Below are 24,304 nucleotides of genomic sequence, written 5' to 3'. Positions count from 1 at the left end.
AAACTGATAGGACTGGGAGTGGACAGCCATTATGCGGCAACAATAGCCTACGACCGCAAAGGATACTGGTTCAATGCAGGAAACAAGGCGGTCAATTGGGCATTAAGTAAAGAAAGACTGATAAACTGGGGCTTTTATGACTTAGCCGCAGCCTATCAGCCACTGCATGTCAACTATTGAAACCGCCGTGTACCGAACGGTACGCACGGTGGTGTGAGAGGACGGGGGCTAATCACCCCCTCCTACTCGATTACAGGAAATCCCGCAAAAGGAAAGGAGCAGGAAATGAGCAGAGAAATGGCAAAAACCTATGACCCAAAGGGCATAGAGGACAAATTGTATCAGAAGTGGCTTGACAAAAAATATTTTCACGCAGAGGTGGATCATGACAAGACTCCTTTTACTATCGTGATTCCGCCCCCAAACATTACGGGACAGCTTCACATGGGGCATGCGCTGGACAATACCATGCAGGATATCCTGATCCGGTTTAAACGGATGCAGGGCTATAACGCCCTGTGGCAGCCGGGCACGGATCATGCAAGCATTGCTACAGAGGTTAAGATTATTGAAAAGCTGAAGGAAGAGGGCATTGATAAAAACGACCTGGGCCGTGAAAAATTTTTAGAGAGAGCCTGGGAGTGGAAAAAGGAATACGGCGGGCGCATCATCGGCCAGTTAAAAAAGCTGGGTTCCTCCTGCGATTGGGACAGAGAGCGCTTTACCATGGACGAGGGCTGCAACAAGGCTGTTACCGAGGTCTTTGTAAAGATGCACGAAAAGGGCTATATTTATAAGGGCTCCCGAATCATCAACTGGTGCCCTGTGTGCAACACTTCTATCTCTGACGCGGAGGTGGAATATCAGGAGCAGGCAGGTCATTTCTGGCACATCAAATATCCTCTCATCAACGAGGATGGAACGGTAAGCGATACAGAATTCCTGACCTTTGCCACCACCCGTCCCGAGACCATGCTGGGAGATACGGCGGTGGCCATTCATCCCGACGATGAGCGTTATCAGCATCTGAAGGGAAGAAAGGTGATGCTGCCCTTGATGAACCGGGAGATTCCCATTGTCACGGACGCATATGTGGACAGAGAGTTTGGAACGGGCGTGGTAAAGATCACCCCGGCGCATGACCCTAATGACTTCGAGGTGGGGAGACGTCATAATCTGCCCATTATCAATGTGATGAACGACGACGCCACCATCAATGAAAACGGCGGCAGATTTGCGGGAATGGACCGCTATGAGGCACGCAGGGCCATCGTGGAAGAGCTGGACGCTATGGGGCTTCTGGTAAAGGTCGAGGAGCATATGCACAATGTGGGCACCCATGACCGCTGTAAGACTACCATTGAACCTCTGGTGAAGGAGCAGTGGTTTGTAAAGATGGACGAGCTGATAAAGCCGGCCATAAAGGCGGTGAAAACCGGAGAGATCAGGCTGATTCCCGAGCGTATGGAAAAGAACTATTTCAACTGGACCGACAATATCAGGGATTGGTGCATCAGCCGCCAGCTCTGGTGGGGACACCGGATTCCGGCCTACTACTGCGACGAGTGTAAGGAAGTGGTGGTTGCCAGTAAGATGCCGGATGTATGCCCCAAATGCGGCTGTACTCATTTTACCCAGGACCCTGATACGCTGGACACCTGGTTTTCCTCGGCCCTGTGGCCCTTTGAGACCCTGGGCTGGCCCGAGCAGACGGAGGATTTGAAATACTTTTATCCCACCGATGTGCTGGTGACAGGCTATGACATCATTTTCTTCTGGGTCATCCGCATGATCTTTTCCGGCTATGAGCAGATGGGGGAGAGACCCTTTAAGACGGTATTGTTCCACGGCCTTGTGCGGGACAGCCAGGGCAGAAAAATGTCTAAGTCCCTGGGCAACGGCATTGACCCGCTGGAGATCATCGATCAGTATGGCGCGGACGCCCTGCGTTTGACGCTGATCACCGGAAATGCGCCGGGCAATGATATGCGCTTTTATTATGAGAGGGTGGAAAACAGCCGGAATTTCGCCAATAAGGTGTGGAATGCTTCCCGGTTTATCTTGATGAATATGGAGCAGACCTGTGAAAAGACCGGAAAAGAAATAAGAGAGCCAGAAGCAGGAGAGCTTGCTCCTGCGGACAAATGGATTCTCTCCAAATTAAATACCCTGGTGAAAGACGTTACGGACAATATGGAGCATTTTGAGCTGGGGATTGCGGTACAGAAGGTTTATGACTTTATCTGGGATGAATTCTGCGACTGGTACATTGAGATGGTAAAGCCCAGGCTTTACAGCTCAGATGACGAGATCAGCCAGAATGCGGCTCTGTGGACCTTAAAGAGTGTGCTGCTTGACGCCTTAAAGCTGCTGCATCCCTATATGCCCTTTATCACGGAGGAAATTTTCTGCACGCTGCAAAGCAGTGAGGAATCCATCATGATCAGCAGCTGGCCCAAGTACCGTCCGGACAGAAGCTTTCCCCAAGAAGAGAAGGATATTGAGATCATCAAGGAGGCGGTAAGAGGCATCCGCAATGCAAGAAGCGGGATGAATGTGGCGCCCAGCCGCAGGACGAAGGTTACTATAGTCAGTGAGGATGCGGATATTCTGCGCACCTTCAGCGAGGGCAGGCTGTTCTTTGCCTCTTTGGCTTATGCAAACGAGGTGATCACGCTAAGCGCTCTTTCCGGGCAGGATAAAGACAGTATGGGCAAGGATGCGGTGTCCGTGGTGATTCCGGGGGCTACGCTCTACATTCCGCTGGCGGAGCTTGTGGATATCGCACAGGAGATAGAAAGGCTGGAAAAGGAGAAAAAGCGTCTTACGTCGGAACTGGCACGATCCCGGGGAATGCTTTCCAATGAGCGCTTTTTGTCTAAGGCGCCCCAGGAAAAGGTGGATCAGGAGAAGGAGAAGCTTGCAAAATATGAACAGATGATGGAGCAGGTGACCCTGCGCCTTGCACAGCTTTCCGGAGGAGAGGGCAGGTAAATCCTTTTGGAAAAAAAACAAATCAATACCTTTGAGCAGGCGGAGGCGTATCTTTACGATACGCCCCGCTTTACCAGAAAAAATACCCTGGAGGATACAAAAGCCTTTTTAAAAAGGCTTGGAAGCCCGGACCGGGGAATGAGAATCATCCATGTGGCCGGCACAAACGGAAAAGGCTCCGTTTGTGCTTATTTGCGCTGCATTTTAGAGGAGGCCGGATACACTGTGGCTGCGTTTACGTCGCCCCATCTGGTGGATATCAGAGAGCGGTTTTTCATCAAGGGCCGCATGATAGAGAAGGAAACCTTTCTTTGGGCTTTTCTTTCGGTGTACAATGCGCTTGACTGGGAAGCCCTTGAAAAGGGAGCGGGGTATCATCCCACCTTTTTTGAGTATCTGTTTTTTATGGCCATGCTTGCCTTCTCCAGAGAGAAGCCGGATTTTTGTATTCTGGAAACAGGTCTGGGAGGGAGGCTTGACGCTACCAACGCCGTGGACGAAAAGGAGCTTTCCGTGATCACCCGGATTGGCCTTGACCATGTGGAATATCTTGGAAATACCATAGAAGCCATTGCGGGGGAAAAAGCGGGGATTTTAAAAAAGGGAACGCCGGTGGTTTTCTCCGATACTGTAAAGGAGGCTTCTTTGGTGATTCAGGGCAGGGCGGCCCAGCTTGGCATTCAGGCTTATCCGGTGTCGAAAAATGACTACGCTTTCTTAAAAATTAAAAATAAAAGCATTGATTTTTCTCTTGGTACTAGGTATTATGGTTATGTTAGGCTTACCTTGCACACCATAGCGGGATATCAGATGGAAAATGCGGCCCTTGCAGTACGCTGCGCAGAGGTGCTGGACGGTGGAAAAACCATCTCAAGGGAGCATCTGATTCGTGGAATAGAGAAGTGCTTTTGGGCCGGCAGGATGGAAGAGGTACTGCCGGAGGTCTATCTGGACGGGGCTCATAACGAGGACGGCATCCGGGCGTTTCTGGATACGGTAAAAATGGATGGCTGGCAAGGGAAAAGGAGCCTTTTATTTAGTGTGGCTGCAGATAAGGATTACGGACATATGCTGCAGAGAGTGGTGCAGTCCGGGCTGTTTGACCGCATTGCGGCAGCGCATATGAAAAACAAAAGAGCTGTGCAGCTTGCAGCGCTTGACAGATTGTTTTTACGGTACCCTGGCTGCAGATACACCTTATACGACAATGTTGACACTGCTTTCTGCGCGCTTTTGGAGGAGCAGAGAAAGTCCCGGGGGCAGATTGGGGAGGAACGCATTTATATTGCGGGAAGCCTTTATCTGGCGGGCGAAATAAAGGAGCTGTTAGCGCATGATTAATTTTGAGGAAGAGCTGAAGAAATTTCATCCCAGTCTTGAGGTGGAGGATGCGGAGGAAGCAATTTACAACCAGGATTTGACGGATATGGCGGATATTCTGGTGAAGATGATAAAGGAATCGGAAGGAAAGAAGGAACAGTCATAAGAAACAGTCATGAGAAAGAGGTGTGCAAATGTTTTGTTATAACTGTGGCTGTCGCCTGTCGGAGCACGATTTTTGTACGGCCTGCGGAGCGGATGTCTCTCTTTACAAGAAGATAATGCAGGTTTCCAATATGTACTACAACGAAGGTCTGGAAAGGGCCGGAGTCAGGGACTTGACCGGGGCCATAGGCAGCCTGCGGCAGAGTCTTAAATTCAATAAAAACAATATTGAGGCCAGAAATCTTTTAGGTCTTGTGTATTTTGAGATGGGCGAGGTGGTGGCGGCCCTGAGTGAATGGGTGATCAGCAAAAACCTGCGGGGAGAGAAAAATATTGCGGACGACTATATCGAAATGATACAGACCAATGCTTCCCGGTTGGAGGCCATCAATCAGACCATTAAAAAGTATAATCAGGCTTTGGCTTACTGTGGACAGGACAGCAAGGACCTGGCGGTGATCCAGCTGAAAAAGGTACTCTCCTTAAACCCCAAATTCGTACGGGCCCATCAGCTGCTGGCCCTTTTGTATATGGACAGTGAAAATTGGGAGAAGGCCAGGCGGGAGCTGAAAAAGTGCATGGCCATTGACCGGAACAACACCCAGACACTGCGCTATCTGCAGGAGGTGGAGCAGATGCTGCAGCCGGAAGAGGGTGTAAAGCAGATGCCCAGGCACAGGAAAGATGAGGCAGTGCGCTACCAGAGCGACAATGAGATTATCATTCAGCCGTTAAATGTGAAAGAAACCAGAGGAGGCGGCGTATCAACCCTTGTGAATCTGGGGATTGGACTTGTGATCGGCCTGGCAGCAATGTATTTTCTGGTGGTGCCTGCAGCCGTATCTAACGCCAACAATGAGGCTCAGAAAACCATAACGGAAATTGGAAACCAGCTGGATACAAGAACTGCCCGGATTACGGAGCTGGAGGCGCAAATCGCAAATCTGGAACAGGAAAATGCTTCTTTGAACCAGGAGCTTGAGGGCTATGTGGGGGCGGACGGCACCCTGCAGACCATCGATAATCTTCTTTCGGCTGCAACCGCATATCTGGAGAACCAGGATGCACAGCAGACGGGAGAAAACCTGGAGAGCATTGCCCAAAGCGTAAATATTGAGGATACGTCACAGGCCTTTCAAAGCCTGTACAATGTGCTTCTGGGGGCCGTAGGGCCAGAGCTTTCCCAGACCTATTATGCGGAGGGAACCACGGCATATAACGATGAGGACTATGGGGCCGCCATTGAAAGCTTTACCAGGGCAGTATATTACGATGCCGCAAACGCGGAGGCTTTGTACAGTCTGGCCGATGCCTACCGCTTAAACGGCGATACGGAGAACGCTGTTGCGACCTATGACAGAGTGATAGAGCTGTTTCCCGATACAGACAGGGCAAGGCGCGCACAGCGTTACCGGGATGATCTCAGCACAGCTGGAGGCAGCCAGTAAAAAACAACAGAATGGAAAAAGTACGAAAGAAAAGAACCTGCATAGCATTATGCAGGTTCTTTTGCACGTGCGAAGGAGGACGACGGAACGGATGCGGAAAAAGAAAAGGGGAAGAGAGGAAGGAAGCAAATGGAGGAGTTTCAGGTTATTGACAACTGTCTGATGGTCAGACTGCCAAAAGAGGTGGATCATCATCTGGCCGGTTATATCTGCGAGAATGCGGATCGGTATATTGTGCGGGAGAATGTGAGTAATGTGGTTTTCGACTTTGAGAATACCAGGTTTATGGATTCCTCAGGCATTGGCATTATCATGGGGCGTTATAAGAAGATTGCCTGCTTTGGCGGACGTGTTTACGCCATTCATGCGGACAGGCAGATACAGCGGATTTTGAAGATTTCCGGACTGACCAGAATTGTGGAAATATTAAATTAGAAACGGAGAAAAAAAGCATGATTGCAGAAATGAAGGAAAAGCCAGAAGTGAAAGAAAAGTCGGAAGTAAAAGAAAAGTCGGAAGTAAAAGAAAAGGCAGAGACGGAAGAACAAAAAGGAAGTCAGGAAGTATGGAGGGGAGCAGACATGAGAAACGAAATGGAGCTTACATTCGATGCAGTTTCCAATAACGAAAGCTTTGCCAGAGTAGCGGTGGCGGCTTTTGTGTCCCATTTAAACCCTACCCTGGAGGAGCTTGCGGACATTAAGACGGCGGTGTCGGAGGCGGTGACCAACTCAATCATACACGGCTACGAAAATCTTTACGGCTACGGCAGGCATGGGGAGGTGAGACCCTCCTATGAGACTGTGCATCCGGGCAAGGTAAGGATTCGGTGCCTTTTGGAAAAGGGAATCTTACATATTGAGGTTACGGATAAGGGGAAGGGGATTTCGGATATTGAAAGAGCCATGGAGCCCTTGTTTACCACAAAACCGGAGCTGGAACGCTCGGGAATGGGTTTTGCCTTTATGGAGGCTTTTATGGACGATCTGGAGGTTTCCAGCGTGCCGGGACAGGGAACCTGTGTGCGGATGAAGAAAAAACTGGGGACCGGCGAATGGATAGACAGAGAGGACTAGCTTATGGAAGATGTGTCAGTACTGATTGCAAAATCCCAGTCGGGAGATAAAGAGGCCAGAGAAGTACTGATCGAGAAAAACCTGGGACTGGTGCACCATATTGTGAGACGCTTTGCGGGAAGAGGATGTGACATGGAGGATTTGTTTCAAATTGGAACCATAGGGCTGATCAAGGCAATCGACAAATTTGACTTAAGCCAGGGCGTAAAGTTTTCCACCTATGCGGTGCCTATGATCACAGGGGAAATCAAACGTTTTCTGCGGGATGACGGACTGGTGAAGGTGTCCAGAACCATCAAGGAAAATGCGCTGAAGGTGCGCATGGCCAGACAGCGTCTTCAGGCTAAGCTGAACAGAGAGCCGGCTCTCTCGGAAATCGGCAGAGAATCCGGGCTTTCCCGGGAGGAAATCGTGCTTGCCATGGAGGCAGGGGCTGAGGTGGAATCCTTATACAGCGCGGTGTATCAGGATGACGGAAGTGAGATGTACCTGGTGGACAGAGTGGTGCAGAACCAGGGGACGGCCTCTGCTGCAGGACTTGGAGGACTGTGTGATGGAAACGATTATGAAAAGGAGCGGCTCTTGGATCATATGCTGCTTTCACAGCTTTTGGACAGTCTGGAGGCTTCCGACAGAGAGCTGATCTATATGCGCTATTTCCAAAATAAGACACAGGTGGAAATTGCCGCAATTTTGGGGGTCAGCCAGGTTCAGGTCAGCAGAATGGAAAAAAAGATACTCTTACGGCTGCGGGAGCGGGCGGGCTGATTTTGATTCATTAATATTTTATAAAAATTGTTATTTTTTCTTTTTTTTCCTCACATTTTAGATTATCATGAAAGATAAAGGCGGCTGCGGTCGAAACAGGCAGACTGCGGCACGGATGTGAAAAAAGGAGAGAAGAAAATACCCATGAAAAATAACAGAAACGGCAGCCGGACTACGGAGGACAGACTGGAGAGGAGCGGACGCAGGAGAAATAACAGAATCAGCTCCATTCTTGTGATGTTTGGATGCCTTCTTGTATTAGTGCTTGTGACTTATCTGGCCGGCGTTCTTTATATGTGGATAGATGCGGAATTTCAGAAGAATGCCGATGACATTGCGGAGGCGGTGATGCTTTCCGAGCAGGAGGGCCAGGTCACCTATACAAAAGAGGAGCTTGACGCCATGGTGGCGCAGGCAAAGGAGGAGGCGGGGACAGAGGCCTCCCAGGAAATTCTGGAGGGAATCAAAGCCTCTCTTACAGCCGGAGAAACGACGGTGGAAACCCTTCGTCCCTACTACCCCGACGAGCTGGTGGTGGTGAGCGGCGGCACTTTCCATTTTGTACCCATACAAAAGGATCTGCGCTTGAATGATTACACCCAGGAGAATTTGAATATTCTGGAGACGGGGGAATACCAATATCTGGAAAACGGACAGGTGACCTCCCATAAGGGGATTGACGTGTCCAAGCACCAGGGAGAAATCGACTGGCAGCAGGTGGCGGCAGATGGCGTTGAGTATGCCTTTATCCGGGTGGGGCTTAGAGGCTACGGCACCGGAAAGCTGGTGGAGGATGAGTATTTTGAGCAGAATATCACAGGGGCGCTGAGCGCCGGAATCAAGGTGGGGGTTTATTTTTATACCCAGGCCATAAACGAAGAGGAGCTTATGGAGGAGGCCAATTTTGTACTGGAGAAAATTGCACCCTACCGGATAGAATGCCCTGTGGTGTTTGACGTGGAAAAGGTATCAGGGGACGATGGACGCATGAACAGCCTCACGGTGGAGGATCGCACAAACCTTACTCTTTTGTTCTGCCAGACCATTGAAAATGCGGGCTATAAGCCTATGATATACCATAATATGGAGATGGGTGCGCTTTTGCTTGATCTTGCGAAACTGGAGAATTATGACAAATGGTTTGCTTATTATAATGCAGATTTCTATTATCCCTACCAGTATGAAATCTGGCAGTATACGGACAATGGCACTGTAAACGGCATTGACGGGCCGGTGGATTTGAATATCAGCTTTGGGCCTCTTTGGTAAATGGAAATGCAAAAGGGCAGGATTTCCGAAAAGGAATTACGGAAATCCTGCCCTTTTTGGTAAGGCAAAAAATTGGTGAGGCTTTTTCAGATCAAAACTTTATAGGTAATCCTTGATTTCGTCAATTTTATTTTGGACATTTTGAATGGCTGTGCGTACACCCTCTGCGTGAATCAGGTTGCGTTCGCTCATTTCCTGTACCTGCTCTGCACTGGCGGTTACCTCTTCTGTGGAGGCGGAAAGCTGTGATATATTGTCCACAATCCGGTTGTTGGAGTGGGCAAGACCCGAAATCTGTTCGTCAATGGCGCTGATATCCTCAATAAGGCTTGTCATGTTATTGTTTAATACGGTAAAGGATTCAGCGGCAGTGAGTATATTTTCATTTTGCAGCTTGGTCTCCTCTAAGGAGCTGTCCACAGAGACCACCACCTCTTTGGCGTTTGCGTTTAATTCGCTGGTGATTCGGGTAATTTCTTCCGTAGAGCTCTTGGTCTGTTCGGCAAGCTGGCGGATTTGATCAGCTACCACCGCAAAGCCTCTGCCTGCTTCCCCGGCTCTTGCGCTTTCGATGGAAGCGTTCAGGGCCAGAAGATTGGTCTGGCTGGAAATCTGGAGAATCATTCCGGCAATATTTTCCACTTCCTTTGTCTTGTCTTGGAGCCTTGCCATGGACTGGGTAACCGCATGATTGGTGTCGGCAATTTTTGCGGACTGCTCCTTTAGGTCGTCCATGACTTTCATGTTATTTTGAATGCTTTCGTTGGATTGTGTAGCCACCTCTACCATCTTTTTGGAGCGCTCCTGAGTTTCATTGATGGCCTCCTGGATGGTCTGGGTCATATTGTTCTGCTCCTCAATGCTTTGGGCTGTTGTGCTGGTGGCGGAAGAAATTTCCTTCATGCTCTGGGCCGCCTTGGTGGCGGCATCTACCAGCTCATTCACCTGAGTGTCGCTTGCGGCAGTCTGCTCCTGTACAGTCTTGGAGATATCCAGAATGTGATCCAGCATGGTCTTTTGTCTCTGGCTCTGCTCCTGCAGGGAGCCAAGAGCATGGTCGCTGAACAGCTTGGAGATGCTGCTCACCTTGCAGAGTACAAAAAAGATAATGTACAGACACACGCTTCTGCACAGCGAGTCAATATCCATGACGCTTTCTCCCTTTACCATGCGGACTGTAGAAACCAGGGTAAAAAGAACCGCGTAGGCAATGCAGATGATGCGGTAGCATTTGTGGTCATAATAGGGAATCTGCAAGGCTAGTATAATAATGACAGCATAGCAAATAAATTCTGCGTCTGTCTGTACGCCTAAAAGCAGAAATTCCAGTCCGATGGCGATAGAAACAAAAAGCTTCAGGCGGGCGCTTTCCTTATTGCGGAAATACAAAATCAGGCCGACCGTCAAAAAAATCAGCACAAAAACAGTGTTCCCATACGCTGTTGCGGAAGAAATGTTTTGAATCAGCAGCTTCATCAGAAGATAGACCAGAAACATACACCAAAGAAGGGAAGAGGCTAGTATGTACAGGCCGTTCATTTTCCGGAAGCGCATGGACGCGTTGTTATAGGAATAATTGTTTTCTGGGTTCATGCTTCACCTCGTTTCTGCATCCGCCTTGCGGGGATGCCTGTTTACTGATATTATAACCTGAAATCCTCTGATTTTCTACTTTTTTCCGCAAAAAAAGGAAGAAAGGACTAGTAGCCTTCCTTCCTGCGCATAAGCCGCAGCTGTCTTCTTTTTTCCGCATTTTCCCACTCCATGCGTTCTCCCTCATTTTCAAGCAGCAGGGGAGGAACGGGCGTGGGCTTTCCATCGTCGCCCATGGCCACCATGACAAAATAGGCCCTGTTAATGGGATGCCTTGTGCCGTCTGTATCCTCCCTGTAGGTGTCCACCCGGACCTCCATGGAGGTAGTGCCCACATGGGTCACTCTTCCGATGAGCACAATGATATCGTTCAAATAGGCGCCTGACTTAAAATAGAGATTATCGATGGCCACGGTGGTGGCATTGCGTCCGCAGTGGCGTCTTGCAGCAGCGCCGGCCACCTCGTCGATCCAGGCTAAAAGCCGTCCGCCGAACAGCCTGCCGAAGCCGTTGATGTCCGGATAGATGACCACCCGAAGCTGCTCCGTCTCAGAATCAGATACTCTTTTTGGTTCCATAGCATTCCCTCGTTCGTATATATGATAGCTTCAGTGTAATACAAACCTAAGGGAAACTCAAGGAAATTCTTAAGTCAGGCCTCCTCCTCCCTACCCTCTCTGTCCGCTGTTTCGATTAAGGCCATATCCACATCCTTTTCGTAATTGCGCATGGCAACCTCAATGGGGGTAGGGTCCTTCGTGATCCTGCGCCCGCCCACATGGTTGAAAAACAGGATAATCCCGGCGGCCAGACCGATGGAATAAGATACCTCCAGCACGTTTAGGCCGTCCGGCTCCCTGTTCATGACCAGCCGGTAAAATTCCGTAAAAACATCGTTGATTCCCACATCATTGTGATAAGCCATAATGGTAAAGGCAGTGCCGAAAAAGCTTACCATACATACAAGGGCCGCCTTAAGCCATTGCCGCCAGCCCTTGCGCTTGTCTGCTAAAACCCATTCCACCAACACATCTGTCTCCCCCACAATCTGTACGGTGATATTGGGACAGGCCCGTTCCATCAGCTCCACAACCTTAAGGGTGCTCAGAACAAATCTTTTGCAGGAGTCACTGGAGAAGTGATGCACCTTCAGGGATTTCAGCTTTGCGTTTATGGTATTGTCTGCGCAGCGCAGGGCGGCGATATCCGTCAGAAAGACGTCCGGGGAGGTTACCTCCGCATTTCTGGTACATTTTAGATAAACGGTTGTCTGAGACATTTTTTCATCCTTTCTTATGCGCTTTCTTTATGCGGTGCGGTGAAATTCCCACCAAAAGTATAAAAGAGAGCCGCACAGCTTTCCGGCGGCCATGCTGACAACGGCCAGACCGATGCCGTGGCGGAAGGAAATCCGTCTGGTAAAAATAGGAATGCTGTCCAGCATCTCAGCGATGGCCAGGGCAAGGCACCCTACAAACATACCGCTGAACAACCCGAAAATGAGCTGGATGGCGCCGCCCGCCCGAAGCAGCGCCTCTTCCTGTCCGGGGAAATGCTGCTGCCACCAGGCGCCAAACTGGCTGTAGCGGGAGAATATGCTGAGAAAGGAGCCTGCCAGAGTGCCGAAAATCACCATTTCTTCGTATAACAATATTTTTCCGGCGGTATGGGTTCTTCCTGCAAAGCGGGGAACCAGCCCCACGGCTACAAAAACGGTAAATACGCCTGCGGCAGACAAAATGCCATAGGCTGCGCCGGACACGGCCAGAAAAAAAAGCTTGAAAAAATTCATGAAAAATCCTCCATGGAAGTATGACACTTTCTCCCTTTTACTTATTTTTTACATTTTATATTTCAGTATATCCAAAAAAACAAAAAAATTACAAAAATTTTTATACAATACTGGAATGAAAACGTTTTTTGTGATATACTTTTTTTAATCATCTGACGGGTGGGGGACGGAAGATGGAATGGCAAAGGAGGGTGTCTTAAGATGAATGGTGAAAAAAAGACAAAAAGAAAGAAAAAACATATTTCCAGCATACGGGCCAGACTGCAGTATGATATCAGCGTCCTGACAGGTGCTTCTGTTATTGTTCTTGCAGTGATTATGTGTATCCTCAATCTGAGCAGCACACTGACCACCCTGGAGGATGAAATGGCGGTTATGGCGCAGATTACGGCAGACCGTGTCTCTAAGGATCTTCAGACCACGGTGCGTGTGGTGGAGGAGCTGGGCATGCTGGAAAGCCTTTCTGATGACAGTGTAAGCCCGGAGGAAAAGCAGGCGATTATTGATCATAGAGTGGAAGCCTACGGCATGACCAGGGGGAAATTTATCAATGCCGACGGCATTTGTGAGTACGACGGCACCGACTACTCGGACAGGGATTATTTCCAGCGTTCCATGCAGGGCGAGGTGGTGGTTTCCGATCCGGTTTTTGCAAAGACGGACGGCGTGCTGAGCATTATCATATCGGCGCCTGTGTGGAAGGACGGACTGGTTAATTCAGAAGTGGTGGGGGTGGTATTTCTTCTGCCGGATCCCAATCTTTTAAACGACATAGCGGATTCCATAAAGGTAAGTGAAAATGCGGGCTGCTATATGTTAAGCTCCTCAGGGGTAACCATCGCCCACACGGATGAAAGCATCGCCGAGGCCCAGGAGAATACCATTGAAATGGCCCAGACCGACTCCTCCTTAAGGGCCATTGCCAATCTGGAGACGAAAATGACCCAGGGAGAAACGGGATATGGTATTTACACCTATGGGGGAAGCATGAAGATTTTGGCCTATGCGCCCATTCCTGACACTGACGGCTGGAGCGTGGCCTTAAATGCACCGATTATGGATTTTATGGGCTCTACCATTATATGTATCCTGATTGCGGCGGTTGTCTCGGTGATTGCCATTGGAATAGGCATGAAGACGGCGAGAGTGATCGGCAGGATGATTGGCACTCCCATCGGCCTGTGCTCAGAGCGTCTGAGGCTTTTGGCGGAGGGAGATCTGCATTCACCGATCCCTGAGGTTGACACAGAGGATGAAACCCGGGTGCTGGCAGATGCCACAGGCACTCTGGTCACCAATCTGCAGACCGTGATTCAGGATGCGGATCATCTGCTTGGTGAAATGTCCCAGGGCAATTTTACGGTTACGACCCAGAAGGCAGATCATTATGTGGGAGATTTCCATGGGCTTGTGGTGTCTATGGAGAAGTTAAATGACAGGCTGAGCGACACGCTGAAAAATATTATTGACGCGGTGGAGCAGGTGACACTGGGCGCCAACCAGATGGCGGAGACAGCCCAGGGGCTTGCAGAGGGGGCAACAGATCAGGCAGGCGCCATTGAGGAGCTGCAGGCTACCATCACCAACGTTACCAGCATTGTGGAGGAGAGCGCAAAATCCCTGGGCGAATCCTATAAGCAGGCGAAGGAATATGAGCAGCAGGCTGTGACCAGCGGAAATGAGATGAAGGATCTGACCCAGGCTATGCAGCGTATCAACGAAACCTCCAAACAGATCAGCGATATCATTGAGGAGATCGAGGATATTGCATCCCAGACCAATCTTCTGTCCCTGAATGCGGCCATTGAGGCGGCAAGGGCGGGAGAAGCCGGCAGAGGCTTTGCCGTGGTGGCAGATCAGATCCGCAAGCTGGCGGATGACAGTGCGCAGTCGGCGGTACATACCAGACAGCTGATAGAAACCTCCCTGCAGGAAATCGAGAGAGGCAACCAGATTACGGAGAGAACCTATCAGTCTCTGATGAAGGTTGTGGACGGCATGGAAATTCTTGCACAGGAATCTCAAAAGTCCATGGAAAATTCCAATACCCAGGCGGAAGCCATGGAACAGATCGAGCAGGGTATCGACCAGATATCTTCTGTAGTACAGAACAACTCCGCAACGGCGGAGGAAACCTCTGCCACCAGTGAAGAGCTGTCGGCACAGGCCACCAATATGAACGATCTGGTTTTGGCGTTTAAGCTCAGATAAATTTTGCTGCTCTGCATAATTTTAGACGAAGTGCAGATACTATGTGCAGTTTAACTACACATTGGCGCACGGACGCCGGAAAGGTATGCAGAGCAGATGGAACAAAAGGAAGAAGAAAAGAAACAGCAGTATGAAAAATATGTAAAGGAAGTGACACCCACCCACAATTTGTGGCTGCAGATGCTGAAGGCATTTATCACCGGCGGAATCATCTGCACATTGGGGCAGGCTGTTTTGAATTTTGCCGCAGGTATGGGCTTTGACAAGCAGACCGCCGGAAGCTGGTGTTCCCTGATCCTGATTTTGATTTCCGTTCTCCTGACGGGTTTTAACATCTATCCCGGCATTGTAAAATGGGGCGGAGCGGGAGCCTTGGTGCCTATTACGGGTTTTGCCAACTCCGTTGCGGCTCCTGCCATAGAGTTTCAAAAGGAAGGGCAGGTATACGGCATAGGATCGAAGATATTTACCATTGCGGGACCGGTGATTCTGTACGGCGTCTTTACCAGCTGGGCTCTGGGCCTGATTTTGTGGGCGGCTGGATTTCTCACATAAAACGGATACATTTCTTCTTGCAATCACAGTAATCTCTCATTTATAATGTTAGGCAGCTAACAAAAGTTGGCTGCCTAATTTTTTTGCAGGAGAGCAGCGATATGATAAAGACATTAGGAAAGCAGATCAAGGATTTTAAGACTGATTCCATCAAAACCCCCCTGTTTATGGTGCTTGAGGTGCTCATGGAAACGGTAATCCCTCTTTTGATGGCATCTATCATAGATGACGGCGTGGAAGCGGGCAACATGCGGCACATTTATCAGGTAGGCGGCGTGATGGCGGCAGCGGCAGCCGTGGGCCTTTTTGCCGGAATTATGGGAGGAAAGTATGGGGCAAGGGCCTCCGCAGGCTTTGCCAGGAATCTGAGAGAGGCAATGTACGCTAACATTCAGACCTTTGCCTTCTCCAATATAGACAAATACTCCACGGCGGGTCTGGTGACTCGTATGACCACGGATGTGACAAACCTTCAGAATGCCTATCAGATGCTTCTGCGCATGTGCTTCAGGGCTCCCTCCAGCATGATCTGCGCTATGGCCATGGCTTTTTTCATCAATGCAAGAATTGCCTCCATCTATCTGGCTGCAGTGGTCTTTCTGGGGGCACTTCTCCTTTTGATCATGCGCTTTGCCATGAAATATTTTACGGAAGCTTTTCAAAAATATGATGACATGAATGCCAGCGTACAGGAAAATGTTTCCGCCCAGCGGGTGGTGAAGGCTTATGTGAGAGAGGAGTATGAAATTGAGAAATTCCACAAAGCCAGCGGAAATATTTACAGAATGTTCAAAAAGGCAGAGAGCATTCTTACCTGCAACGCGCCTTTGATGCAGTTTACAGTGTATTCCTGCATTCTGCTGATCAGCTGGCTGGGCGCAAAAATGATCGTGGGAAGTACATTGAGCACGGGCAATCTTATGAGCCTGCTTTCCTACTGCATGAATATTCTTATGAGCCTGATGATGCTGTCCATGGTATTTGCAATGATTACCATGAGTATGGCCAGCGCCAGGAGAATCTGTCAGGTATTGGAGGAAAAGGCGGATCTGACCAATCCGGAGCATCCGGATTTCGATGTGCCCGACGGCAGCATCCGGTTTGAGGATGTAACCTTCCGCTATAATCAGGCAAGTGAAAGTCCCGTGCTGAGTCATGTGAGCTTTGAGATCAAATCCGGAGAGACCATCGGCATTTTAGGCGGGACGGGAAGCTCAAAGACCAGTCTTGTGAATCTGATCAGCCGTCTCTATGATGTGTCAGAGGGCGCGGTTTATGTGGGCGGCAAGGATGTGAGAAGCTATGATCTGGAGACCCTTCGCAATGAGGTTGCGGTGGTGCTCCAGAAGAATGTGCTTTTTCGGGGAACCATACTGGAGAATCTGCGCTGGGGCGACGAGAACGCCACAGAGGAGGAATGCAGGCAGGCCTGCCGTCTGGCCTGTGCGGACGAGTTTATTGAAAAGCTCCCTGATGGGTACAACACTTATATTGAACAGGGGGGAAGCAATGTATCCGGGGGCCAAAAGCAGCGGCTCTGCATTGCCAGAGCGCTTTTGAAAAAGCCCAAAATTCTGATTCTGGACGACAGCACCAGCGCGGTGGATACCGCCACGGACAGCAGAATCAGAAAGGCCTTTGCCACCCAGATACCGTACACCACAAAGCTGATTATTGCGCAGCGCATTTCCAGCGTGCAGAACGCGGATCGTATTATTGTGTTGAACAATGGCCAGGTGGACGCCATCGGAACCCATGAAACGCTTCTGGCCTCCAACACGATCTACAAAGAGGTATATGAGGCACAGACCAGCGGAAGCGGAGACTTTGACGAGAAGGGAGGCGATGAGGCATGACACAGGCAAAAGTGGTGAGAGGACCCATGGGAAACCGGATGCGGGGAGGAGAAGTCATCAAAAACCCTGGAGCTGTTTTTTTCAGATTGATGAAATATATCATGAAGGATTATGGGATTGCCCTGGTGCTGGTGGTTCTTTTTATCATCGCAAGCGTTCTGGCTAATGTGCAGGGAACCTTATTTCTCCAGACCCTGATCGACGATTATATTCTCCCCATGCTGGGCCAGGAAAACCCAGACTTTACCAATCTGCTTCACGCCATTTTCCGGGTGGGCTGCTTTTACCTGGCAGGCGTTTTGTGCACCTTCGCCTATTCCAGAATTATGGTGAATGCGACTCAGGGAACCTTGAGAAACCTGCGAAACGATCTGTTCGCCCATATGGAAAAGCTGCCCATAAAATATTTTGACACCCATGCCCATGGGGATATTATGTCCATTTACACAAACGACATTGATACACTGCGCCAGATGATCAGCCAGAGCATTCCCCAGATCATTTCCAGTGCGGTTACTGTGGTCAGCGTTTTCATCAGCATGATTTCCCTGAATGTTGTGCTTACTCTGGTGACGCTTCTGATGGTGGGGATCATGCTTGTCACCGCCAGAAAGGTCAGCGGCTTAAGCGGCAGATACTTTGTAAAGCAGCAGACGGACATTGGCAGGGTGAACGGTTATATTGAGGAGATGATGGAGGGACAGAAGGTGGTGAAGGTATTCTGCCATGAGGAGAAAAGCCTGGACGGCTTTAAAGAGCTGAACAACAGGCTCTTTGACAGCGCCTACAATGCAAACAAGTTTGCAAACCTGATGGGCCCTATCAATTCCCAGCTGGGAAATATGAGCTATGTGGTCTGCGCCATTGTGGGCGGGGCCATGGCCTTAAGCGGCTTCGGGGGCCTGACACTGGGAGGCCTGGCGAGCTTTCTGACCTTTAACAAGAGCTTTAATATGCCCATCAATCAGGTGAGCATGCAGCTGAACAGCATTATTATGGCACAGGCCGGCGCAAAACGGGTTTTCGATCTTTTTGACGAAAAACAGGAAGCGGATGAGGGTTATGTGACCCTGGTACGTGCAAAAAGAGTGGACGGCGTTCTCACGGAATGTCCGGAGAGAACCGGTATGTGGGCCTGGAAGCATACGCATCAGTCCGACGGCAGTGTGGACTATGTGGAGCTTAAGGGGGATGTGGTATTTAACGACGTGGATTTCGGCTACAGCGATGACAAGGTGGTGCTCCATAATATTAAGCTCTATGCGAAACCGGGGCAGAAAATTGCCTTTGTGGGCTCTACCGGTGCGGGAAAGACTACGATTACCAATCTCATCAACAGGTTTTATGATATACAGGATGGGAAAATACGGTACGACGGTATTAATATCAATAAGATAAAGAAGGGAGATCTGCGCCGTTCTCTGGGAATCGTGCTCCAGGATACCCATTTGTTTACGGATACAGTGATGGAAAACATACGCTTTGGAAGGCTGGAGGCCTCTGACGAGGAGGTGATTGCCGCAGCCAGACTGGCAAATGCGGACGGCTTTATCCGCCAGCTTCCCGACGGCTACCAGACAGTGCTTACGGGAGACGGGGCAAACCTAAGCCAGGGACAGCGCCAGCTCCTTGCCATTGCCAGAGCTGCGGTGGCGGATCCGCCCGTACTTATTTTGGATGAGGCTACCAGCTCCATTGACACCCGCACCGAAAAGATTGTCCAGGACGGTATGGATAAGCTGATGAGCGGCAGAACCACCTTTGTGATTGCCCACAGACTGTCTACGGTGCGAAACAGCGACTGCATTATGGTTTTAGAGCAGGGACGCATTATTGAGCGGGGCACTCATGAGGAGCTGCTGGCCCAGAAGGGAAAATACTATCAGCTTTATACCGGCAATCAGATCGGGGCGGAAGCATAGAGGGGGAAGCGTAAACTGCCCGGAAAGGGACATACTTTGCAAAATACAGGCATAAACTACATTGCAAACAAGCATTAGGAGGGATTACCGTGTTTGAACAGTGTAGTGTGCAGGAAACTGTAAGCAGATGCCGCAGCGACGGCAGGAGGGGCCTTTCCTGGGAGGAGGCCGGGAAACGGCTTTTAAAAAACGGCAGGAATGAGATGAAGTCTCCCCGGAAAAAAACAGTGGTGGAGAGCTTTGTGGAGCAGCTGAATGATCCATTGATTTATGTGCTCATTGCGGCCGCTGTGGTGTCCCTTTTTCTTGGGGAGGTAAGCGATGCTGTTATCATCGCCGTTGTAGTCTGCATGAATGCCTTTGTGGGCGTGGTGCAGGAGGGAAAGGCCAAAAAGGCCCTGGAATCCTTAAAAAAGCTTACCAGCCCAAGGGCACAGGTGATCCGTGACGGCAGGCGAAAAGAGATTCCTGCGGCGCAGCTGGTGACGGGTGACCTGGTGTGTCTGGAAGCGGGATGTCAGGTTCCAGCAGACTTAAGACTGATTCAAACCAATCAATTAAAGATTGAGGAGTCTGCACTGACCGGAGAATCCCTTCCCATGGAAAAGGATGCAGGGTTTACGGCAGCCCAGGGCAAGATCATTCCCCTGGGAGACCGGCACAACATGGCCTATATGTCAACCATTGTCACTTATGGAAGAGGAGAAGGGATTGTCACGGCTGTGGGAATGGACACGGAGCTGGGACAGATTGCAGCCATGATCACCGAGGCAAAGGAGGAGCTGACACCTCTTCAAAAGCGGCTGGGAGAGCTGGGAAAGCTTTTGAGCATCCTTTCCCTGCTTCTCTGTGGGGCGCTTTTTGCCATTGCGGTGGTGCAGCACAGAAATATACTGGAAATGCTCATTACCGCCATTTCCCTGGCGGTTGCGGCCGTGCCGGAGGGACTGCCCGCTGTAGTGACTATCTGCCTGGCCTTAAGCGTCACCAGAATGGTGAAGGTAAATACCATTGTAAGGAGACTGCCGTCGGTGGAAACTCTGGGGGCCGTCAGCGTGGTCTGCTCCGATAAGACGGGGACGCTGACCCAGAACCGGATGACGGTGGAAAAGTGCTTTGTGGAGAACAGGCTGGCGGATGTGGAGGAATTTCACGGGGAATTTCCGGAGGATTTTTTGTATGGGATGGCTTTGTGCAACGACGCCTCCATAGAGGGAGAAAACCGCATGGGCGATCCCACGGAGCTGGCTCTTTTAGATGTGTGTGAAAGGCTGGGGGTGGAAAAGGAGGCCTTAGAGCGGAGGTTTCCCCGTTTTGGGGAGCTGGCCTTTGACTCGGACCGGAAAATGATGACCACCTGCCACAGGAAGGGCTCTTCTTTTATCTGCTATACCAAGGGCGCTCCTGATGAGGTGCTGAAAAAATGCACTGAAATCTGGATCGGCGGAAAGCGGGAGCGGCTGACGCAGCTTCATCGCCAAAGGATTCTGAAAGCAGTGGAAGAGATGTCGCGCAGCGCCTTGAGGACATTGGCGGTGGCCATGAGACTTCCCAAGACTGTCTCAGGCCGTCCTATTTTACAGGAGGAGGGACTGACCTTTCTGGGAGTAGCGGGCATGAAGGACCCGGCCAGACCGGAAGCGGCGGAAGCGGTAAGCACCTTTGTGGAGGCCGGGGTATCTACGGTGATGATCACCGGGGATCATGTGGATACAGCCTTTGCCATCGGTAAGCAGCTTGGTATTGTAAGCCGCATGGAGCAGTGTATGACGGGGGAACAGCTGGAGCAGACGAAGGAGGAGGCGTTTTTGGAGCGTCTGGATGACACCAGGGTTTTTGCCCGGGTTTCCCCCGCCCAGAAGGTGAGAATTGTAAAGGGCTTTCAGAAAAAAGGGCAGATCGTGGCCATGACCGGAGACGGAGTCAATGATGCGCCTTCCTTAAAGGCGGCGGATATCGGCATCGCAATGGGAAAGATGGGGACGGACGTGGCAAAGCAGGCCTCGGATATGATTCTTGTGGACGACAATTTCGCCACCATAGAAAAAGCCATTGAAGAGGGAAGGGGCGTTTATGAAAACATCAGAAAGTCGGTGATCTTTCTGCTTTCCTCCAATTTGGGAGAGCTGATGACCATGTTTGTGGCGGTGCTTTTGGGGATGGCCTCTCCCTTAAAGTCAAGCCATATTCTCTGGATCAATCTGATTACGGATTCTCTGCCCGCTCTTGCCCTGGGAGTGGATAAAAACGATGGAAAGAGCTTAATGAAAAATCCCCCCAGAAAGGCGGACGAAAGTCTTTTCTCCAGAGGGGGGCTTGCCTGCACCTGCTTTTACGGCATTCTGATTGCAGGCATCAGTCTGACAGCCTTTTTTCTGCTGCCCGGAGCTCTTTTAAGGTCCGGGGGACTGCCCGTCGATGTAGAAAATCTGGGGGCGGTCTTAAGCCAGAAGGGGGTGCTTGCAAAATCCCAGACCTATGCGTTCACGGTACTTGGAATGTCACAGCTTTTCCACGCAGTGGGTATGCGGGATACAAAACGGTCTGTCTTTACCATGAGGCATTGGGAAAACAAGCTGATGATCGTTGCTTGTGTCATTGGATTTGTGCTGCAGTTTGCGGTGACGGAGGTGCCTTTTTTTATCAGCGCTTTCGGCACCTCTCACCTGACGGGACGGGAGTGGCTCCATTTGAGCCTGCTGGCCGCCTGTCCGCTTTTAGCCCATGAGTGTATTGTACTGCTTGGACGGCTGTTTGGGGACAGATAAAGAACACGCCCTATTTCTTGGAAATTTTTCCAAGCTCCGCATTGATGATTTCCATGGCGTTTTTGGGCACCTTTTTTTCAGAACCGCCCATGCCGGTCATCATGGAGGAGAGCTCTTTCAGGGTTTGGTCCCCCATCATGCCAAGCATGGATTTTTTCAGCTTCATGCCGGTCATGGCGTACATGGAACCGGCCAGGATTTGAAAGGCATCTTCATTTTGGAGGATGTCTTTTATCTTGTCGTAAATGCTGAAATGCTCCTGGGAAAATTCAGCGGGGGCGTCGCTTGCCACGGTTTCTACCTGTTCGAACCAATTCACCGCCCCGTCCAGATCGTCCTCCTCCCGGGGGAGGGTATAGATATCTGGTTTCTTATCTGTTTTTTCCAGGGTCATGCTGTCGTTTACTGTTTTGCCATCCAAGGAAGCCGAAGCAGTTAAAAAAGTGAAGCCCTGGGAGAGGGGGACGTTTTCAAACAGAAAAATTTTGTCTCCGTACTGGGTGGAAAAGGGTTTGCCATTTACATACAAGGTCACCTGAGGGCAGTTGGAATATACCTTTATGGCAGCAGTATCAAAAGCCCGCTTTGCATAGCGCCTGCCGCACAGATATACAAAGGGCTCTCTGCTCCAATAGGCCTTGTAGACGTAAAAGGCTTCCTTTTTGATTTTCCGGTCGATGGTCACAAGGCCCTTATTGTTTCTCCCGGCGGTGCCGCCCTCGTTTCGCGCAGCGCAGCCAAAATCAAACATATTCCAAACGTGAGTGGACCAAAGATAGGGACGCTCCATGAGAATCTTTGCCATGTGCTCATGGTACAGGGCCTGATAGGCCTCAGAGTAGTCTCTGCATTTGGGCTCGTCCGGCTGATAGGTGATAATGCCCTCTGCGCCGTACTCGGAGAGGCCCAGACAGATATAGGGGTGTATCCGGTGAAAGCGGTCCAGCCATGCTTCATTGTTGTCATAGGTGCCGCCGTACCAGCCAAAATAGTGGTTATAGCTCTCCAGGTCCGTGATGCCGTGGAGGGGGCTGTCCAGAGGGAGCATGCTTACATGGGCCATGGTGGTAAGACGGCTGGGATCGATGCTTTTTACCAGTCTGTTCAGATCCCTGTGGTTTTCCACAAGTCCAGGCTTTTCTCCGGCGATGGTGATCTCATTGGAAAGTCCCCAGAAGCAGATGCTGGGATGGTTGTAATTCTGGTAGATCAGCTCCTTCATCTGCAGGCGGCAGTTTTCGTGGGCCGAAGGGTCGTCGCTCTGGGCACTGATGTAGGGAATTTCCGCCCAGACGATAAAACCGTATTCATCGCAGGCGTCATAGAAATCCTGGCTGTGCTGGTAGTGGGCAAGACGCACGGTGTTGGCACCGATCTCTTTGATCAGCGCGGCGTCCTCGTAATGCTCTTTCCTTGTGAGGGCCCATCCCTGGTAGAGACGGTCCTGATGTCTGGCCACGCCTCGCAGCATCATGGGCTTTCCGTTTAAGAAAAAGCCCTTCTCCGGGTCCACATAGAAGGAGCGGATGCCAAAGGCAGTTTCCACTTGATCCACAGTTTCATTGCGGTATATCAAAGAAGCAATGCAGCGGTAGAGATAGGGATCCTCCACGCCCTGCCACAGATGGGCATCTGGAAGCAGCACGTCCGCCTTGGGGGCAAGGGAGGGGCGAAAAATCTCCGATACGGCGTTTCCTTCTCTGTCCAGAATCAGATAGCGGACTGTGTAGTCCTCGCTGGGGTCCGTCACCCAGCTGTTTAAATGAAGCATTGCGCTGCCCTGGGGAATCCCAGTGCCCTTCTGGCCGTCGGGGGTATTCTGCAGGCCTGCTCTGCCCGGCACCTTTACCGAGGCTTCCAAAGGGGCCTCGAAGGAGGTTTCACAGGTGACGGCAAGTCCGGATGCACCGTAGAAGGAGGTTTCAAAATGCACCGGAGGAAGAAACAGAAGCCGTACACCCCGGTAGAGCCCTCCGTAAAAGGTGAAGTCTGCCATCTGGGGGTAGATGTGGCTGTGATTTTCGTTGTCCGCCAAAATCAAAAGCTCATTTGCGCCATGAGGGTTAAGATAGTCCGTAATATCTACTACAAAGGAGGAAAATCCTCCCTCGTGGCATGCGGCTTCCCTGCCGTTTACAAATACCCTGCCGCACAAAGAAAGGGCCAGGATTTCCAGGCAGAGCCGATAGCCCTCTGGAAGCCTTGGGGTTTCCAGGGTTTTGGCATACCAGCATTTTCCTCTGTAGTATTCACCTCTGCCGTCCATGCCGTCCACATTGTTCCAGGTGTGGGGCAGCGTTACTGACTCAAAACAGGCACCTTTTGGGTCGGCGTCCTTGGTAAAGCTCCAGTTGTCGTTGAAAGGAATAATTTTTCGCATAGCGCCTCCTTGGTTAATTGATTCCAGAAATGTTTTTCTATCTTAGTTTTCTTATATTTTAACCTTTTTTGTGGAAAAATACACCTTTACTATTTGCCATTGGTGAAAAAAACCTGACTTTGGGAGTTAAACTGTAAAATATGGTGCTAAGCCACAGATTAAAACCTATGGCTTAGCATTTTTTTAA

At 50.4% G+C, this 24,304-nt stretch carries 18 protein-coding genes and 1 pseudogene; 14 read left to right on the top strand and 5 right to left on the bottom strand.

All coding sequences use genetic code 11. The features are described from left to right. The 9 genes and pseudogenes from SHK35_RS12115 to SHK35_RS12075 all read left to right on the top strand — a co-directional run. A pseudogene (locus SHK35_RS12115) lies at positions 1–180 on the top strand (group II intron reverse transcriptase/maturase); the annotation flags it as partial. A 105-nt stretch (positions 181–285) separates the two neighbouring features. Continuing rightward, on the top strand, positions 286–2,994 hold the full coding sequence (locus tag SHK35_RS12110; protein WP_318709973.1) for a valine--tRNA ligase: 2,709 nt from the start codon (positions 286–288) through the stop codon (positions 2,992–2,994). 6 nt (positions 2,995–3,000) lie between these two features. After that, positions 3,001–4,335 (top strand): bifunctional folylpolyglutamate synthase/dihydrofolate synthase, encoded by a 1,335-nt coding sequence (locus SHK35_RS12105; protein ID WP_318709972.1) that lies wholly within the window; start codon positions 3,001–3,003, stop codon positions 4,333–4,335. Continuing rightward, entirely contained in the window at positions 4,328–4,480 is a 153-nt protein-coding gene (locus SHK35_RS12100; protein WP_318704610.1) for a hypothetical protein, read from the top strand. The genes SHK35_RS12105 and SHK35_RS12100 overlap by 8 nt, the downstream gene beginning before the upstream one ends. A gap of 28 nt (positions 4,481–4,508) precedes the next feature. Then, positions 4,509–5,927, top strand: coding sequence for a tetratricopeptide repeat protein (locus SHK35_RS12095; protein WP_318704609.1), 1,419 nt, complete (start codon positions 4,509–4,511; stop codon positions 5,925–5,927). Positions 5,928–6,056: 129 nt separating this feature from the next. After that, positions 6,057–6,362 (top strand): STAS domain-containing protein, encoded by a 306-nt coding sequence (locus SHK35_RS12090; protein ID WP_318709971.1) that lies wholly within the window; start codon positions 6,057–6,059, stop codon positions 6,360–6,362. 146 nt (positions 6,363–6,508) lie between these two features. Then, positions 6,509–7,003 (top strand): ATP-binding protein, encoded by a 495-nt coding sequence (locus tag SHK35_RS12085; RefSeq protein ID WP_318709974.1) that lies wholly within the window; start codon positions 6,509–6,511, stop codon positions 7,001–7,003. Between the two features lie 3 nt (positions 7,004–7,006). Next, positions 7,007–7,771 carry a SigB/SigF/SigG family RNA polymerase sigma factor gene (locus SHK35_RS12080; RefSeq protein WP_318709970.1) on the top strand — a complete coding sequence of 255 codons (765 nt, stop codon included), beginning with the start codon at positions 7,007–7,009 and terminating at the stop codon, positions 7,769–7,771. 144 nt (positions 7,772–7,915) lie between these two features. Then, positions 7,916–9,040 carry a glycoside hydrolase family 25 protein gene (locus SHK35_RS12075; protein ID WP_318709969.1) on the top strand — a complete coding sequence of 375 codons (1,125 nt, stop codon included), beginning with the start codon at positions 7,916–7,918 and terminating at the stop codon, positions 9,038–9,040. A 99-nt stretch (positions 9,041–9,139) separates the two neighbouring features. On the opposite strand, the gene SHK35_RS12070 is transcribed toward SHK35_RS12075, so the two are convergent. The 4 genes from SHK35_RS12070 to SHK35_RS12055 all read right to left on the bottom strand — a co-directional run bounded on the left by SHK35_RS12070 (position 9,140) and on the right by SHK35_RS12055 (position 12,425). Beyond that, positions 9,140–10,633, bottom strand: coding sequence for a methyl-accepting chemotaxis protein (locus SHK35_RS12070; RefSeq protein ID WP_318709968.1), 1,494 nt, complete (start codon positions 10,631–10,633; stop codon positions 9,140–9,142). A gap of 107 nt (positions 10,634–10,740) precedes the next feature. After that, complete coding sequence (locus tag SHK35_RS12065; protein ID WP_318704603.1) at positions 10,741–11,211, bottom strand: acyl-CoA thioesterase; 471 nt, start codon at positions 11,209–11,211, stop codon at positions 10,741–10,743. A 74-nt stretch (positions 11,212–11,285) separates the two neighbouring features. Then, positions 11,286–11,912 (bottom strand): stage V sporulation protein AA, encoded by a 627-nt coding sequence (locus SHK35_RS12060; RefSeq protein WP_318709967.1) that lies wholly within the window; start codon positions 11,910–11,912, stop codon positions 11,286–11,288. A 27-nt stretch (positions 11,913–11,939) separates the two neighbouring features. After that, on the bottom strand, positions 11,940–12,425 hold the full coding sequence (locus SHK35_RS12055; protein ID WP_318709965.1) for a stage V sporulation protein AB: 486 nt from the start codon (positions 12,423–12,425) through the stop codon (positions 11,940–11,942). Between the two features lie 201 nt (positions 12,426–12,626). Between SHK35_RS12055 and SHK35_RS12050 the strand changes: the two genes are divergently transcribed. From SHK35_RS12050 to SHK35_RS12030, 5 genes are all read left to right on the top strand, one after another. After that, positions 12,627–14,636 carry a methyl-accepting chemotaxis protein gene (locus tag SHK35_RS12050; protein ID WP_318709964.1) on the top strand — a complete coding sequence of 670 codons (2,010 nt, stop codon included), beginning with the start codon at positions 12,627–12,629 and terminating at the stop codon, positions 14,634–14,636. A 96-nt stretch (positions 14,637–14,732) separates the two neighbouring features. Further along, positions 14,733–15,191 carry a SpoVA/SpoVAEb family sporulation membrane protein gene (locus SHK35_RS12045; protein ID WP_318709963.1) on the top strand — a complete coding sequence of 153 codons (459 nt, stop codon included), beginning with the start codon at positions 14,733–14,735 and terminating at the stop codon, positions 15,189–15,191. A 101-nt stretch (positions 15,192–15,292) separates the two neighbouring features. Next, complete coding sequence (locus SHK35_RS12040; protein ID WP_318709962.1) at positions 15,293–17,047, top strand: ABC transporter ATP-binding protein; 1,755 nt, start codon at positions 15,293–15,295, stop codon at positions 17,045–17,047. Further along, positions 17,044–18,969 carry an ABC transporter ATP-binding protein gene (locus SHK35_RS12035; RefSeq protein WP_318709961.1) on the top strand — a complete coding sequence of 642 codons (1,926 nt, stop codon included), beginning with the start codon at positions 17,044–17,046 and terminating at the stop codon, positions 18,967–18,969. Before SHK35_RS12040 ends, SHK35_RS12035 begins: the two co-directional genes overlap by 4 nt. Before the next feature lie 89 nt (positions 18,970–19,058). Beyond that, positions 19,059–21,737, top strand: coding sequence for a cation-translocating P-type ATPase (locus SHK35_RS12030; RefSeq protein WP_318709960.1), 2,679 nt, complete (start codon positions 19,059–19,061; stop codon positions 21,735–21,737). Between the two features lie 10 nt (positions 21,738–21,747). Here SHK35_RS12030 and SHK35_RS12025 read toward each other — a convergent pair whose 3' ends face one another. After that, positions 21,748–24,117, bottom strand: a complete 2,370-nt coding sequence (locus SHK35_RS12025; protein WP_318709959.1) for a glycoside hydrolase family 2 TIM barrel-domain containing protein — start codon at positions 24,115–24,117, stop codon at positions 21,748–21,750. Positions 24,118–24,304: the final 187 nt, after the last annotated feature.

It is taken from the genome of Candidatus Acetatifactor stercoripullorum (assembly GCF_944382095.1).
Taxonomy (GTDB): Bacteria; Bacillota; Clostridia; order Lachnospirales; family Lachnospiraceae; genus Acetatifactor; species Acetatifactor stercoripullorum.
This window is presented reverse-complemented; position numbering and strand designations above follow the sequence as displayed.

Coding starts and splice junctions, on each gene's coding strand:
- SHK35_RS12110 (WP_318709973.1), top strand. CDS start 286: ATGAGCAGAGAAATGGCAAAAACCTATGACCCAAAGGGCATAGAGGAC.
- SHK35_RS12100 (WP_318704610.1), top strand. CDS start 4,328: ATGATTAATTTTGAGGAAGAGCTGAAGAAATTTCATCCCAGTCTTGAG.
- SHK35_RS12095 (WP_318704609.1), top strand. CDS start 4,509: ATGTTTTGTTATAACTGTGGCTGTCGCCTGTCGGAGCACGATTTTTGT.
- SHK35_RS12090 (WP_318709971.1), top strand. CDS start 6,057: ATGGAGGAGTTTCAGGTTATTGACAACTGTCTGATGGTCAGACTGCCA.
- SHK35_RS12085 (WP_318709974.1), top strand. CDS start 6,509: ATGAGAAACGAAATGGAGCTTACATTCGATGCAGTTTCCAATAACGAA.
- SHK35_RS12080 (WP_318709970.1), top strand. CDS start 7,007: ATGGAAGATGTGTCAGTACTGATTGCAAAATCCCAGTCGGGAGATAAA.
- SHK35_RS12075 (WP_318709969.1), top strand. CDS start 7,916: ATGAAAAATAACAGAAACGGCAGCCGGACTACGGAGGACAGACTGGAG.
- SHK35_RS12070 (WP_318709968.1), bottom strand. CDS start 10,633: ATGAACCCAGAAAACAATTATTCCTATAACAACGCGTCCATGCGCTTC.
- SHK35_RS12065 (WP_318704603.1), bottom strand. CDS start 11,211: ATGGAACCAAAAAGAGTATCTGATTCTGAGACGGAGCAGCTTCGGGTG.
- SHK35_RS12060 (WP_318709967.1), bottom strand. CDS start 11,912: ATGTCTCAGACAACCGTTTATCTAAAATGTACCAGAAATGCGGAGGTA.
- SHK35_RS12055 (WP_318709965.1), bottom strand. CDS start 12,425: ATGAATTTTTTCAAGCTTTTTTTTCTGGCCGTGTCCGGCGCAGCCTAT.
- SHK35_RS12050 (WP_318709964.1), top strand. CDS start 12,627: ATGAATGGTGAAAAAAAGACAAAAAGAAAGAAAAAACATATTTCCAGC.
- SHK35_RS12045 (WP_318709963.1), top strand. CDS start 14,733: ATGGAACAAAAGGAAGAAGAAAAGAAACAGCAGTATGAAAAATATGTA.
- SHK35_RS12040 (WP_318709962.1), top strand. CDS start 15,293: ATGATAAAGACATTAGGAAAGCAGATCAAGGATTTTAAGACTGATTCC.
- SHK35_RS12035 (WP_318709961.1), top strand. CDS start 17,044: ATGACACAGGCAAAAGTGGTGAGAGGACCCATGGGAAACCGGATGCGG.
- SHK35_RS12025 (WP_318709959.1), bottom strand. CDS start 24,117: ATGCGAAAAATTATTCCTTTCAACGACAACTGGAGCTTTACCAAGGAC.